This is a genomic window from Bacillus taeanensis, from assembly GCF_003318295.1.
GTDB lineage: Bacteria > Bacillota > Bacilli > Bacillales > UBA6769 > Maribacillus > Maribacillus taeanensis.
In genome coordinates, this window is the sequence record NZ_QOCW01000021.1 from 43233 (window position 1) to 58720 (window position 15488).

Here is a 15488-nt window from a genome sequence, read left to right on the forward strand (position 1 = left end):
TATGATTTAGCACGACTTTAACAACTTCTCATTGTAATAATAGGTTTCTATAAAATAGTGAGTTAATGAACACCTACTCTCAATAATTAATAATATTTTCTTTTTTATTCCAATACTTCTAGGTATATGCTAGCTTGTTTCACTTCCATAGTCTGTGTCATAGATCACATTTTAAAAAAGATAATAAAAGTGTGATCTATGTAACAGTGTTAATAAACGAGAAGCGATACAATTAATGTAAAGAAACGAACTATTAAGAAAAGGGGGAAGCAAACATGGATCAATTTATAAGGGTAGAAAAGGATTTAATTATTAAAACCCTTATCGCTTATGGAATTTATAAAATGAATGATGGACGGCACTTCTATGCTTCCAATGTTTTTTTTTTGAAGAAATGTTTCACTTAAATATCGTGCAGGCCGGCATGATTGACGCAAGCGGCGATCTGAATCAGTCTTTAACTGTCTCTCCGCATCGCGAAAACTCTTCCAACCTTTTAAACTCGACAAAACCCACGTATACAGTAATTCTTTGTATGTCGCTTTTCGCGCCGTTTCTACATAGTCGTATCTTTCAAGAATCGTATCAAAATCCACCTTATCAAGTAGGGTTTGAAGAATTTTTAATACTCTGTTATTCTGGTTCATAGGGAGTTCTCCTTTCCTCGGTTAGTTGGTCTTAGTCTGAGGATAACAAGGAGACTCCCTTTTTTCATGTATTCATCTTACAAATTCTTCATAATCAACACGGCTGGGTCAGACTCCTCAAAAAGACAAAACGCCTAATTTGTCCATATGGAAAGTACAATGAAAGCTAATTTCATATAAAAAGATAGCAGCTGCATATACTCTTATAAAGGAGGGAGTTTTTTGAGAATAGGAGTATTTGTTGCAGCGTTACTATTTATATTTTTCATCGCCGGTTGTTCAGAACGGCCGTCACCGGAAGATGCGTTTGATACTTATGTTTTGCAGTGGAACAGTCAACAATTTGACAAAATGTATGATGGATTAGCTGCAGAGGTGAAAGAAAAAATTTCAAAGGAACAATTCGTGAATCGTCATAAATCTCTTTTTAAAGATATTCAAGTGAAAAATCTAAAGGTAGCATTTGAAAAGCCTGAGGAAGAAGTGGAACCGAATGAAGAAGGACAAGTTGCATTTCCGTTTTCTGTTTCAATGGATACAATCGCAGGTGAAGTTTCGTTTGATCATACCGCTGTTTTAACATTAGAAGGCGAAAAAGGGGCCGAGCAGTGGGGATTGAATTGGGATTCTTCGTTTATTTTTAAGCAGTTAAAAGACGGCGATGAAGTAAAATTAAGTGCGATACCTCCTGTGCGCGGGCAAATTTTTGATCGAAACGGACAAGGACTTGCCGTCAATGATACGGTTATTTGGGTTGGTGTTGTGCCGGCAAAGCTTGGTGATCAACAAGAAGCGATTATTAAGCAAATCAGTGAAACGATAAAACTTGATCAAGAAACGATTAAAAAGAAATTAGCACAGGGGTGGGTTCAAAGTAATCCTGAGCAATTTGTTCCGTTAAAAGGTGTTGTTTCTGAAGCGGATTTATACGACGGTTTAGCAGAAATCCTAGGTGTACTGACGATGAAAAAAACAGAGCGTGTCTATCCATTAGGAGAAAAAGCAGCCCATCTAACAGGCTATATTCGCCAAATGTACAAAGAAGAAGCGGAAAAAATGACGAAAAAAGGCTACAGCTCGTATGAAACAATTGGAGCAGCTGGTTTAGAGCAAATCTATGAAGAAATACTGCACGGTGAAACAGGTTGGGTGATCGCTGTGAAAGGTTCAGGAGAGGAAATTGCGAAAAAACCGAAAGTAGATGGAAAAGATCTTCAGTTAACATTAGATACCCGCCTTCAAGCCGTTATTTATGAACAGCTTAAAGAAAAGTCAGGCACAGCTGTTGCACTAAATCCGCTAACAGGTGAAACACTCGCAATGGTTAGTACGCCTGCTTATAATCCGAATGATTATATTTTAGGTTTTGATACAGGCGAGTACGAGGAGCTGAAAAACAATAAGCATAACCCGTTTTCAGCAAAGTTCAATAAAACATTTTCACCCGGGTCTGTGATGAAGCCAATGACAGCAGCGATTGGTTTGGAAGCTAAGACATTAAATCCGCAGCAAGAAGAAATGATAGACGGAAAGACGTGGAAAAAAGATGCAGATTGGGGCGGCTACAAGGTTACGAGAGTTTCAGCTTATGATTCAAACGTAAACTTAGAGGATGCAATCGTCCAGTCTGATAATATTTATTTTGCCCGCAAAGCGTTAGAAATGGGAGCGGAAACGTTTGAAAAAGGACTGAAACAATTCAAGTTTAACGAGGAGTTAGATTTTCCATTTCCGATTCATGTCTCAAGTATTTCAAATGATTCTTTAACAAAAGATGAGGTGCTTCTTGCAGATTCTAGCTACGGCCAGGGACAAATACAGATGAGTCCATTTCATTTAGCGACGGCGTATACGACTTTTGTTAATGAAGGAAAGATGGTTTTTCCGTTTCTATTGAAAGAAGATGGGCCTGCGAAAAAAGAACAAATGATTTCCGCTGAAAACGCAGGTCTTCTTCATAACATGCTGAGAAAAGTTGTTCAAAGTCCAAACAGCACAGCACCAGAAGCACAAATTGAAGGTATCACAATTGCCGGTAAAACAGGAACAGCTGAGCTGAAAAAAGCCGGTGAAACGAGCGGACAGGAAAACGGCTGGTTTGTCGCATATGAAGGGGAAAAGAAAAATCTTTTAATCGCAATGATGGTAGAAGACGTTCCAAACGGCAGTCATTCAGTTGTTCCGTTAGTTGCGAACGTGTTTGAACAATATAGTGAGTAATTGGGCTGAAGCTTAACGAAAAGGAATGAGTCACGCTTGTTCATTTCGTTAAGCTTTTTTTACAAAAAAATAGATCTACCTTAAACCGTAAGATAGATCAAAAGAATTAACAGCCGCAAGATTTTCGAATAATTAATGAGGTTGGCAGCTGGATATGCTTGTTATAAGATGGGTTATTGATTTTATTAATTAACACATCAAACGCTGTTTTTCCAATTGTATCAGGCGGTAAATTAATGTTCGTTACAGGAGGATCAATAATTTTTGCAGAAGCAAAATCACCAAATCCAATTAATGCAATATCTTCAGGGATTCTTAACGTTAATTCTTTACAGGCCGAAATAACGCCTATCGTCATTAAATCGCTTAAAATAAATAATGCCGTAATGTCTGGTTGTCTATTTAACAATGCTCTTGCAGCACTAGCGCCGCCGTCTACTGTTGCGTAACCTAATTCTAAATAATTTTCATTAAATGGAATATTGTGCTGTTCTAATGCTCTTTTATAACCATCAATTCGGTGAATGGTTGGGGTTACATTTGGAACAGCATAAATAAGTCCAATTTTTTCATGTCCATGTTGGATAAGGTGGGTTGTGGCATCATATCCGGCTTGAAAATCTTCAGGTGTTACCCAAGGCGTATTTTTAAGTCTTGGATCATATCGACTAATTAGAACAACTGGGAAATCTTCTTCAATCAGCCTGTCTAAATATCTTGCATCCATTGAAGTCGGAGATAAGATAATACCGTCGACCATTTTGGAGTGAAGAAGGTTAACGGTTTTTTTCTCGTATTCTGTATCTTCATTTGTATTAACAAACAATAAGTTATAATCTAATTCACGCGCGCGGTCTTGGATGCCGTTAATATAGCCAGTAACATAAGAGTCGGGAAAACTTGGAACGATTAATCCCGCTGTTTTAGTACTTTGTTGGCGCAAGTTTTTAGCTGAAAAATTAGGAACATAATTGTATTTTTTAATAATCTCCATAATTTTTTGGTGCTTTTCCTCTGAAATGCGCTTCGTCCCATTAATAACATGAGAAACAGTTGCGATGGAAACACCGGATTCCTTTGCAATTTGCTTCATAGTAACCTTCATAATATCTCTCCTTTAGAAAATCGATTAACCCATCGCTTTCAATTAATATATTTTACTGCCAAATTAGTAAAATGGCAACTTTCCGAAGTGCTTTTACATAAAAAATGTAAGGGTTTTAATCATTTCAAAAGCTTGTAATAAAGATATTTTTTGTATATTAACTCTCATTTTATCACTAATGAGAGCATGTCAATAGCTTTCATCATAATCTTTAGGTGAAAAAATTCAAAATATTATTGACAAAAGATAATACAGCAATTATAGTTAAGTTAATCAGTTAAACGTTTTACTAAATAAGGTTAAAAAAACCTTGATTAACCGGGATTAAATACATAACGATTTCAGCTATTTAATCTTACAGGTTTTGAAAGCGTGTTCTGATAGCGGTTTATTTGTAAAAAATAACAATTTAATAAAAGAAAAAGTTGAATGGAGTGTTTAAAGTGAATTTTGACAATCGCGTAGCATTAATTACTGGAGCAGCATCTGAAAAAGGAATTGGCCGTGAAATTGCACGTCAATTAGCTAAACGTGGAGCATTAGTTGTTTTATCGGACATTAATGAAGAAGGATTAGCAGTTGCAGTTCAAGAGATTCAAGACTTAGGTGGCAAAGCAGCTTCTGTCATTTTAAATGTGACAGATCGAAATCAGGTAAACCAACAAGTAGCTGAAATTGTGAAAGAGTACGGTAAAATCGATATTCTCATTAACAATGCTGGGGTTACTCGTCCAACAAGAGTACTAGATATTGAAGAAAAAGAATGGGATTTCATTTTTGATATCAACATGAAAGGGACATTCTTTCTAACACAAGAAGTGCTTCGTTATATGAAGGAAAAAAATTACGGAAGAATTGTTAACTTAGGTTCAGTTTCTGGTAAACGCGGCGGTGGTATCTTCGGCGGTTCTCATTATTCAGCAGCTAAAGCGGCAGTAACAGGCTTTTCAAAAGCTGTGGCAAGAGAGATGGCGCCATTTGGAATTACATGTAATACAGTAGAGCCGGGCTTAATCGGTACTGAAATTACAGGCGGTCTTCTAACTGAAGAGAAAAAAGAAGTGCTTAAAAATGATATTCCAGTTGGCCGAATTGGAACAGTAGCAGATGTTGCGTACACAATTGCTTTCTTAGCATCAGAAAATGCAAGCTATATTACTGGAGAAGAAATCGACATTAATGGTGGTTCTCACATCGACTAATTTACAAATCATTAATTAAACGTTTTACTAGATTAACAGAAACTGTTTACTAGAGTTTCATAAAAAAAGATGAATTTTTCATTTGAAAGGAGCATGTTGCATGAAGATCGGACTTGGTTGTGATCATAATGCTTATGAGTTTAAAGAAGAAATTAAAAAATACTTAGAAGAAAAAGAAGGTTTTGAAGTCGTTGATTATGGATGCCATAACTGCTCGGTAGCAGTTGATTACCCAGATGTTTCATTTGAAGTAGCGCAAGATGTAAGGAACGGAAAGCTTGATCGCGGTATTTTAATTTGCGGCACAGGCTTAGGCGTAGCGATTGCAGCAAATAAAATTCCAGGCGTGCGTGCGGCAACGGCTCACGACGTATTTTCAGCAGAGCGGGCTCAGTTAAGCAACAATGCGCAAATTATTACGATGGGCGCTCAAGTTATTGGTATTGAGCTCGGTAAGAAAATTGTTGAAGCCTATGTAAACGCTCACTTTACAGAAGGAAGATCAAGTCATAAAGTTCAAAAAATTATTGATAAAGAGAGCGAATTGTCAAATCAACTAAGCTAACGTGAAAGAGTAAGCAAAGGCAAAACTTCGCACTTGATTAAAGGAGTTAATAATAATGAAGATTGGAATTAGTACGTATGCACTTCGCTGGGAATGGGAATTTGTTGACAAAATTGAAAACCCTCTTGATATATACGGTTTACTTTATAGAGTAAAAGAGCTTGGTGCAGAAGCTTTCCAAATTTGTGACTATCCTCCGATTGAAGAAATGTCAACGGGAGAACTGCAGGCATTTAAAGAAAAAGCAAAAGAACTTGGCATTGAACTGGAGCTCGGCACACAGGGAGTTTATCCTGATCATTTATTAAAATATTTAAAAATTGCCAATGCCCTAGAAGTGAAGGTACTTCGAACGATGGTGCATGACAAAGTCCATCAGCCGTCGATTGCACAAGCAGAGGAATGGCTGAAGAAAATCCTTCCTTCTTTTGAATTATCAGGGGTAAAGATTGCACTAGAAACCTATGAACCTGTGAAAACATCAGATCTAGTTTCAATTGTAAAGTCAATTAATAGCTCGTACATTGGAATTTGTTTAGACCCAGGTAATTCAATTTCTGAATTAGAGTTTCCAGATGCGGTAATCGAAAACACTGCCCCCTATGTAACGAACTGTCATTTAAAAGATTTTGTTTTCAAAAGACGTGAAGGGTCAATAGGGTTTAACCTCTTAGGAGCACCTGTAGGAGATGGGCAGTTAAATCTTGATTTTCTCCTTGAAACGCTTAAAAAAGAGGGAAAAACAGTAAACGGAATAATTGAACTGTGGCTTCCTTTTACAGAATCTGCTGAAAAAACAGCGCAGCTTCAAACAGAGTGGATTCAAAAAAGCATTGCGAATATGAAAAAGAAACTATCAAGTTTTTCTGCAGTTGAAAAGTAAGCGCTAGCAATATTCTTTTAGCGGTAAATGTCGGAACATTTAATAAAAAGTGTTCCGGCTGTTCCCGCAAACTGTTACAAGTTTATAAGGTAAGGTGGGATTGTGTGAAGAAATTAATTAATAAAAACGAAAATATTATTGAAGAAATGGTTGACGGATTTATTGAAGCATATGGTGATCATTATAAAAAATTAGACGAAGATTTTAAAGGTGTTGTTTTAAAAGAGAAAAAAGATAAGGTGGCTGTTGTCGTTGGAGGCGGAACAGGTCATGAACCGTTATTTATCGGATTTGTAGGTGAAGGATTAGCAGATGGCGCGGCAATTGGAAATGTATTTGCAGCCCCAACGCCAGGCACTGTTCTAAATGTGACAAGAGCGGTCGATTCAGGTAAAGGCGTTCTCTATATATATGGAAACTATTCAGGCGACATTTTAAATTTTGATATGGCGGCAGAGTTAGCGGAGATGGAAGACTTAAATACGGAAACCGTCCTCGTTCGCGATGATGTTGCCTCTGCTCCAATTGAAAGAATTGAAGATCGCCGCGGCATTTCTGGGGATGTGTTTGTGATTAAAGTGGCAGGAGCGGCTGCTGATTTAGGGCTTTCACTAGAGGAAGTAACGAAAGCTGCTCAAAAAGCAAGCGATCAAACGCGTTCAATCGGTGTAGCTTTATCTTCCGGGACCATTCCAGGTTTAGAAAAACCGACATTTTCATTACCTGAAGATGAAATTGAGTTTGGCATGGGTATTCATGGAGAACCAGGGATTCAGCGAACGAACATGATGACAGCTGATGAATTAACAGATAAAATGCTTGAAACATTATTAGCTGACTTCAATCTTAATGAAGGTGATGAAGTGTGTATGCTGGTGAACGGTCTTGGGTCCACATCATTGTTAGAGCTTATGATTGTCAATCGCCGCGCTTCTCAAGTGTTAAAGGAAAAAGGCATTTCCATTTATCATACTGATGTGAACAGCTACTGTACGTCTCAGGAAATGGCGGGTGTATCAATCTCATTAATGCGCTTAGACGATGAATTGAAAACGTTTTACAACCATCCAGCACATTCTCCTTATTATACAAAAAAATAAATGCTTCCATTTAGAAATGCTATTAAAGGATAGGATGAAGGGAGAAAGAAATAATGGTAAATCAAACAGAAACGCAGTTAAGCATTGAACAAACTGTTGAAATGTTTAAATATGTAGCAGAACAGGTGATTAACAGCAAACCATATTTAACGGAAATCGACAGTGCAATTGGTGATGGGGACCATGGTATCGGGATGGCAATCGGCTTTGAGGCAGCAGTCAATAAATTAAACAGCGGCTCATTCAAAACAGTAAACGCTGTATTTAGTGAAATAGGTATGGCGATGATTAGTTCAATGGGAGGAGCGTCAGGGGTTATTTTTGGAACGATGTTTATCGGAAAAGTAGCTAAGCTCCCGCAAGAGACAAATTTAAGCCTTCCATTCCTAAGCACTATTTTTACAGATGCCTTAGCAGCCATTAAAAAGCGCGGCAAAGCAGAATTAGGCGATAAAACGATGATCGATGCTTTTGAGCCAGCGGTTGTTTCGCTCCAGCAAAGTGTTTCGAATAATAAGACATTATTAGAAGGCTTAAAGGAAGCTGAAAAGAAAGCTGCAGAAGGCGTAGAAAATACGAAAAACTACACAGCGAAATTTGGACGAGCTAAATCTTTAGGTGAGCGCGCTGTAGGTTATCAAGATGCAGGGGCGACTTCTGTTTCTATTATTATTCAATCAATGCGTCAGTGGATTGAAAGGAATATATAAGATGAAGAAGGTTTATATCGGGACAAATTGGAAAATGACGAAAACGTATCAGGAGGGTGCGGTATACTGTAACGAGCTCCTGAAAATTAGTCAAAGGTTAAGCAGTGACATCCAGTTGTTTGTGATTCCTTCCTATACAATGCTTTCATCAATTAAAGAAATCTTAAAAGAATCTACCATTCAATTAGGCGCCCAAAACATGCATTGGGAAGAGAAGGGTGCTTATACAGGCGAAATCTCACCAACAATGCTGTCTGAAATCGGAATTGATCTTGTTGAACTAGGTCACTCTGAACGAAGACAATATTATAATGAAAACGATGAAGATATTAATAAAAAAGTATTAGCTGCCTTGAACTATGAAATGAATCCGTTAATTTGTATCGGTGAAAATATGAATCAAAAAGAAAACAACATTTCTGTTGAAACGTTAGCTGCACAGTTAAAAGTATGTTTAAAAAATGTCAGTGAAGAGGATTTAGCGAATATTCGCATTGCTTATGAACCTGTTTGGGCCATTGGCGAAAACGGTATCCCGGCTTCTGCTGACTATGTGAACGAGATTCACAATGAAATTCGCAGTATATTAACGACTCTTTATGGCAGCAAAGGAAAGAACATCCCTCTTTTATATGGGGGAAGTGTAAATCTGGAAAACTTCTTAGAGTATTTACAGTTAGACAATGTAGATGGTCTCTTTATAGGCCGTTCTGCATGGGATATGACTTCATTTAAAGAGATTCTATCGTCTATTGATAATCTTCTAACTGAAGAAGTTAACTCCTGAAAAGCTTTCATTAAACTTTGACGTTTAAGTTGATGAGAAGTTGTTACTAAATTATTTATTATTGACAAATTGTTTGTTTATTTTTAAAATTTTATGTAAACGGTAAAACGTTTAACTTGAAAAGAAGCTGTAAAACTGTTTAAAATGATCTCTTAAGATTCTCTAAGAGATCGTTAAATGATAAAAGAAAGCGTTTACTAAAGATAGAGCACTTTCTAGAGAAATGACAAACTTATTAAATGAGGGGGAAGTAACAATGAAATTAGGTAAATTTCTAAAAGTAATGATTTGGTGCTTAGTACTTGGTCTTATATCCGCATGTTCATCTGGTGCCAGCTCTGAAGGTGGAAATACAGATGGAGAGGCCGCAAGCGGTGAACAAATCGTCATTAAATTTGGTCATGGCGCTGCAGAAACGAATGCAAGACATGAAGCTGTATTAAAGTTTAAAGAGTTAGTAGAAGAAAAATCAAATAATCAAATTAAAGTTGATGTATTCCCGAATGAAACGTTAGGCAGTGAGCCGCAAATGGTAGAAAGCGTTGCATTTAACGATCTTCAAATGGTAGCAGCAGGAACATACGCACAATATCATGATAAAATGGGCGTTTTTGAATTACCTTACTTATTTGAAACACCTGAGAAAGCATATGAAGTACTTGATGGACCAATTGGACAAGAAGTTGCTGAGCCCCTTATTGATCACAACTTACGTATTCTAGCTTATTTCGAAAATGGTTTCCGTAATATTACAAACAATGTAAAACCGATTGAATCACCTGAAGATTTATCTGGTATTAAATTAAGAACACCTGAAGTACCTGTTTCAATCAGCACATTTAAAACGTTTGGTGCGAACCCAACACCGATGGCTTTTGGTGAATTATATATGGCATTACAGCAAGGAACAGTTGATGGGCAGGAAAATCCGTTAACAAATATTGCAGCTAGTAAATTCCAAGAAGTACAAAAGTATTTAAGCTTAACAGGTCACCAATATAGTCCACTTCCTGTAGCGATTAGTGAAGAATTTTGGCAAACGCTTTCTCCAGAACTTCAGGAAGCTGTTCAACAAAGTGCACAAGAAGCTGCCGAATATCACCGTGAGCTTGTAAAAGCGAATGATGAAAAGCTTGTAGAGGAACTGAAAGCAGGCGGCATGGAAGTAAACACGCCAGAAAAAGCACCATTTAAAGAGCTTGCACTAGAAGTATATAAAGAGTATGAGGATATCTATGGAAAAGAGCTTATTGAAAAGCTTGTAGAAGCTGGGAAATAAACTGACAAGTAAAGCAGAATCTCATAGTAGATTCTGCTTTTTAAAAGAACGGGGGATAAAAATGAAGGTAATAAATTGGCTGGACAAACACTTCGAAGAATATATCCTTGTGATTTTAAGCCTCCTAACAGTTGTTGTTATTTTTATACAAGTAGTGATGAGGTATTTATTAGACAGTTCACTCGTATGGTCAGAAGAACTTGCGAGATATGCATTTATTTGGATGGTTTTTATCGGGGTGAGTTATGCGGTAAAAAAACAAAGACATATTACGGTTGATGCATTCGCACTGCTTTTTAATGACAAAGGAAAAATTGTTTTAGCGATGATTGGAAATGTGTTTTTCTTTTCATTTTGTCTTATTTTAGCTTATTTCGGCTATGGAGTAATCTTAAAGGTTTCACGATTGTCGCCAGCTCTAGAAATTCCGTTAGGCTGGATATATGCAGCCCCAGTTGTCGGCTTAATCTTATCCGCTATAAGACTTATTCAAATATTGTACAAGCAGGTAAAGGAACTTAAAACGTTATAGTCAGGGGTGATCACATTGACAGCAGTTGTACTATTTGGAAGCTTTTTATTTTTTATGATTTTTATGGTTCCAATAGGAATTTCATTAGGATTAGCATCACTCATTACAATCGTCTACTCGGGAAGTGTATCGATTGATTTTTTAGCACAAAGTCTTGTAACGTCAACCGATTCGTTTCCATTAATGGCGGTCCCGTTTTTCATTTTAGCTGGTGAAATTATGGGTAAAGGCGGGATTTCTTCACGCTTATTCAGTCTAGCAAATGTGTTTGTCGGAAACTTTACAGGAGGATTTGCGATTGCGGCGGTTTTAACGTGTATGTTCTTTGCGGCAATCTCTGGCTCAGGTCCGGCTACTGTTGCCGCCGTTGGAGGAATAATGATTCCGGCAATGGTTAGTCAAGGTTATGATAAAAAGTTTGCGACAGCTGTTGTTGTGTCAGCTGGTTCGTTAGGAATTATTATTCCGCCAAGTATTCCAATGGTCATTTACGGAGTATCAGGAGGCGTTTCCATTGGCGATATGTTTATTGGTGGAATTATTCCAGGTATTATCGTTGCAATCGGCATGATCGTTTGGAGTTATATTTATTCGAAAAAGAAAAATTATAAATTTGCAAGCGAGAAATTTACCTTTAAGCGAATGGTTCAGGCATTTAATGTTTCAAAATGGGCGCTGTTAGTTCCAGTCATTGTATTAGGCGGTATATACGGAGGAATTTTTACTCCAACAGAAGCTGCTGTTGTCGCTGTTGTTTATGCTGCCTTTGTTAGTATCTTTTTACACCGTGAAATTTCTTTTAAGGACTTTCCAAAGGTTATCTCAGATGCTGCGTTAACGTCAGCAACGATCTTAATTATTATTGGAACGGCAAATGCGTTTGGGCGAATTTTAACATTAGAACAAATTCCTACGATGGTTACAAACTTTGTTCTTGGTATTTCCTCAAATCCAACGATTATTCTTTTGCTTTTAATTGCGCTGTTCTTAGTTGTTGGATGCTTTATGGATACGGTCGCAGCCATTATTATTTTAACACCAATTTTACTGCCAGTAGCTATGCAGATTGGGCTTGATCCCGTTCATTTTGGAATTATTATGATCGTAAACCTGGCGATTGGTTTTATTACGCCGCCATTAGGCGTCAATCTCTTTGTTGGTTCAGGTATTTCAGGGTTAAGTATTCAAGTGCTGTCAAAAGCGGTCGTCCCTTTCTTCTTTTCGATGCTGTTTAGTTTATTGCTCATTACCTTTATCCCGCAGCTTACGTTATTTTTAATCAAGTTACTAGGATAAAGAAAATTTACGTTAAAAAGCTCCTTTATTCTTTTTTTAGAAAAATATGAAATGAAATGAAAGAGATGTTTTTACTTTATTTTACGAAAGGAGAAGACGTAAAAATGAATCATAAAACATTTCCGAGTACAAAGTTTGATGTTAAAGCGTTAGCAATGAACTTTTTGCCGGTTGCTCAAAAAGCAGCCATTGCTTCTTATCCTTGGATTGGGAAAGGAAATAAAAATGAAGCGGACGGTGCCGGTACAGAAGCAATGCGCAATCAAATGAATGACATTGATATGCACGGTGTAATTGTTATCGGTGAGGGAGAAATGGATGAAGCGCCGATGCTGTATATCGGGGAAGAGCTCGGAACAAAGCAAGGTCCGCACCTTGATATCGCTGTTGATCCTGTAGAAGGAACAACACTGATGGCGAAAGGACAGGATAATGCTTTAACTGTTATTGCTGGAGCGGAAAGAGGAAGCCTCCTTCACGCGCCTGATATGTATATGAAAAAAATTGCCGTTGGACCGAGGGCAAAAGGATGTATCGATCTAAATGCTTCATTAACCGACAATATGAAGGCTGTTGCAAAGGCAGTTGGCAAAGACGTATCTGAATTAACGGTGATGATTCAAGATCGCGATCGACATAAAGATTTAATTGAAGAAGTGCTGTCGTTAGGGGCACGGATCAAACTTTTTCCTGATGTAGATATTCCAGGCGGGATTGCGACAGCCATTGATGAAATTGGGGTCGATTTATTAGTCGGTACAGGCGGTGCTCCAGAGGGTGTGATTACGGCGACAGCTTTAAAATGCTTAGGCGGTGATTTTCAAGCACAGCTCGTACCGCAGGATCAAGAAGAATTTGAGCGCTGCCGTGAGATGGGGATGACAGATCCGCTCAAAACATTAACACTTGATGATATTGTGAAAACTGATCAATGCTTTTTCGTGGCAACAGGAATTACCGACGGCCTTTTGTTAAAAGGAGTTAGAAAAAAAGAAAAGGGTGGGATTCTCTCGCATTCGTTCGTCTGCTTTGGCGGCGAGATTAATAGTTATCAATTTATTGAATCATTTCATTTATAAAGACAAATGTGTTCGTAACGAGAAACTAATATAAAGGTAAAATATAGGGGAGGAACAAAAAATGATAGAAAATAAAGTAATGGTAGACGATCTTTCCATTAATACGATTCGTACACTTGCAATTGACGCGATTGAAAATGTTGGTTCAGGTCATCCCGGGATGCCGATGGGAGCAGCACCGATGGCTTATACATTATGGTCACAATTTATGAACGTTAATCCAAGCAATCCGAACTGGTTTAACCGCGACCGCTTCGTATTATCAGCAGGTCACGGCTCGATGCTTTTATACAGCTTACTGCATTTAACTGGATATGATGTTTCAATTGAAGACTTAAAAAACTTCCGCCAGTGGCGTAGTAAAACACCAGGACATCCTGAATATGGCCATACACCAGGCGTTGACGCGACAACAGGACCGCTCGGACAAGGCATTGCGATGGCAGTTGGAATGGCAATGGCAGAACGCCATTTAGCAGAAACGTATAACCGTGAATCATTTCCAATTGTTGACCACTATACGTACAGTATTTGTGGGGACGGTGATTTAATGGAAGGCGTTTCTGCAGAAGCGGCATCACTTGCAGGTCACTTAAAACTTGGACGATTAATCGTCATGTACGATTCGAACGATATTTCCCTTGACGGCGACCTAAACCTTTCTTTTAGTGAAAGTGCAGCAGAGCGCTTTAAAGCGTATAACTGGCAGGTGATTCGCGTAGAAGATGGCAATGATACAAAAGCAATCGCGCAAGCATTACGCGATGCGAAAGAAAATACAGATCAGCCGACATTAATTGAAGTGAAAACAGTAATTGGGTACGGTTCCCCGAATAAAGGCGGCAAATCAGCTTCACACGGGGCACCGCTTGGAAAAGATGAAATTAAGCTTGTAAAAGATCATTATCGCTGGGAGTATCAAGAAGATTTTTATGTTCCTGAAGAAGTAAAAAGTCATTTTGATGAATTAAAACAAAGCAGTGAACAAAAAGAAAAGGATTGGAATGAATTATTTGCCCGTTATGAAGAAGCTTATCCAGAACTTGGCCAGCAGTTAAAAACAGCGATTTCCGGCGAGCTTGAGGAAGGTTGGGATCAAGATCTTCCTGTGTATCGCGTTGGCGAAGATAAGCTTGCCAGCCGTGCATCAAGCGGGGAAGCATTAAATGGACTTGCCAAAAATGTTCCACAAATCTTTGGGGGATCTGCTGATTTAGCTTCCTCAAATAAGACGCTTCTTAAAGGAGAAGGAAACTATAATCCAGCTGATTACAGTGGTCGTAACATTTGGTTTGGTGTCCGGGAGTTTGCGATGGGAGCAGCATTAAACGGAATGGCCTTACACGGAGGAGTGAAGCCATACGGAGCAACATTCTTTGTTTTCTCTGATTATCTCCGCCCGGCAATTCGTCTTTCTGCATTAATGAAACTGCCTGTCACGTATGTGTTTACACATGACAGCATTGCTGTTGGTGAAGATGGACCGACACATGAACCGGTTGAACAGCTTGCTTCTTTACGGGCGATGCCTGACCTTTCAACAATTCGTCCGGCCGATGGAAATGAAACGGCGGCAGCGTGGAAGTTAGCTGTTGAAAGTAAAGACGAGCCAACAGCGTTAATTTTAACGCGTCAAAATTTACCGACACTGATTGATGCTGACAAAGCATATGAAGGTGTGAAAAAAGGAGCTTACGTTATTTCTCCTGCAGAAGGCGATGTCGACGGTCTTTTATTAGCATCAGGTTCAGAAGTTGCGCTTGCTGTTGAGGCCCAAAAAGAGCTTGAAAAAGAAGGAATCCACGTTTCAGTTGTCAGCATGCCAAGCTGGGATCGCTTTGAAAAACAATCGGAGCAGTATCAAGAAGAAGTGCTTCCGACAAACATTAAAGCTCGTTTAGGCATTGAAATGGGAACTTCACTAGGATGGCATAAGTATGTTGGAGATCGTGGTCAAGTATTGTCAATTGATCAATTTGGAGCCTCTGCACCAGAAGAAAAAATCATTGAAGAGTATGGATTTACAGTTGAAAATGTAGTTGCTAAATTTAAGGAAACTATTTAGTGAAACAAAGGGCAGATT

General features: G+C 38.3%; 14 protein-coding genes. 12 read left to right on the forward strand and 2 right to left on the reverse strand.

Annotated elements, in window-relative coordinates; genetic code table 11:
- Window positions 1-305 precede the first annotated feature (305 nt).
- Window positions 306-647: a DUF4372 domain-containing protein gene (locus DS031_RS17060; protein WP_113807273.1), complete on the reverse strand. Its 342-nt coding sequence runs from the start codon at window positions 645-647 to the stop codon at window positions 306-308.
- 222 nt (window positions 648-869) lie between these two features.
- On the opposite strand from DS031_RS17060, the gene DS031_RS17065 reads away from it, so the two are divergent.
- On the forward strand, window positions 870-2867 hold the full coding sequence (locus tag DS031_RS17065) for a penicillin-binding transpeptidase domain-containing protein (RefSeq protein WP_245947498.1): 1998 nt from the start codon (window positions 870-872) through the stop codon (window positions 2865-2867).
- 106 nt (window positions 2868-2973) lie between these two features.
- On the opposite strand, the gene DS031_RS17070 is transcribed toward DS031_RS17065, so the two are convergent.
- Complete coding sequence (locus tag DS031_RS17070) at window positions 2974-3972, reverse strand: LacI family DNA-binding transcriptional regulator (RefSeq protein ID WP_113807274.1); 999 nt, start codon at window positions 3970-3972, stop codon at window positions 2974-2976.
- Between the two features lie 443 nt (window positions 3973-4415).
- On the opposite strand from DS031_RS17070, the gene DS031_RS17075 reads away from it, so the two are divergent.
- The 11 genes from DS031_RS17075 to tkt all read left to right on the forward strand — a co-directional run bounded on the left by DS031_RS17075 (window position 4416) and on the right by tkt (window position 15470).
- A complete protein-coding gene (locus tag DS031_RS17075; protein WP_425451986.1) occupies window positions 4416-5174 on the forward strand; it encodes an SDR family NAD(P)-dependent oxidoreductase in 759 nt (252 codons plus the stop codon).
- A gap of 100 nt (window positions 5175-5274) precedes the next feature.
- A complete protein-coding gene (rpiB, locus tag DS031_RS17080; RefSeq protein WP_113807275.1) occupies window positions 5275-5739 on the forward strand; it encodes a ribose 5-phosphate isomerase B in 465 nt (154 codons plus the stop codon).
- A gap of 55 nt (window positions 5740-5794) precedes the next feature.
- Window positions 5795-6622 (forward strand): sugar phosphate isomerase/epimerase family protein, encoded by an 828-nt coding sequence (locus DS031_RS17085; protein WP_113807276.1) that lies wholly within the window; start codon window positions 5795-5797, stop codon window positions 6620-6622.
- Between the two features lie 104 nt (window positions 6623-6726).
- Window positions 6727-7722, forward strand: a complete 996-nt coding sequence (locus DS031_RS17090; RefSeq protein WP_113807277.1) for a dihydroxyacetone kinase subunit DhaK — start codon at window positions 6727-6729, stop codon at window positions 7720-7722.
- A 53-nt stretch (window positions 7723-7775) separates the two neighbouring features.
- Window positions 7776-8432, forward strand: coding sequence for a dihydroxyacetone kinase subunit DhaL (gene dhaL, locus DS031_RS17095; protein ID WP_113807278.1), 657 nt, complete (start codon window positions 7776-7778; stop codon window positions 8430-8432).
- A 1-nt stretch (window position 8433) separates the two neighbouring features.
- Window positions 8434-9219, forward strand: a complete 786-nt coding sequence (locus DS031_RS17100; RefSeq protein ID WP_220182096.1) for a triose-phosphate isomerase — start codon at window positions 8434-8436, stop codon at window positions 9217-9219.
- A 256-nt stretch (window positions 9220-9475) separates the two neighbouring features.
- Window positions 9476-10498 carry a TRAP transporter substrate-binding protein gene (locus tag DS031_RS17105; protein ID WP_245947500.1) on the forward strand — a complete coding sequence of 341 codons (1023 nt, stop codon included), beginning with the start codon at window positions 9476-9478 and terminating at the stop codon, window positions 10496-10498.
- A 61-nt stretch (window positions 10499-10559) separates the two neighbouring features.
- Complete coding sequence (locus DS031_RS17110; RefSeq protein ID WP_113807279.1) at window positions 10560-11030, forward strand: TRAP transporter small permease; 471 nt, start codon at window positions 10560-10562, stop codon at window positions 11028-11030.
- Between the two features lie 15 nt (window positions 11031-11045).
- Window positions 11046-12326 (forward strand): TRAP transporter large permease, encoded by a 1281-nt coding sequence (locus DS031_RS17115; protein WP_113807280.1) that lies wholly within the window; start codon window positions 11046-11048, stop codon window positions 12324-12326.
- 104 nt (window positions 12327-12430) lie between these two features.
- On the forward strand, window positions 12431-13405 hold the full coding sequence (glpX, locus tag DS031_RS17120; protein ID WP_245947503.1) for a class II fructose-bisphosphatase: 975 nt from the start codon (window positions 12431-12433) through the stop codon (window positions 13403-13405).
- A gap of 61 nt (window positions 13406-13466) precedes the next feature.
- Window positions 13467-15470 (forward strand): transketolase, encoded by a 2004-nt coding sequence (gene tkt, locus DS031_RS17125; RefSeq protein ID WP_113807282.1) that lies wholly within the window; start codon window positions 13467-13469, stop codon window positions 15468-15470.
- Window positions 15471-15488 lie beyond the last annotated feature (18 nt).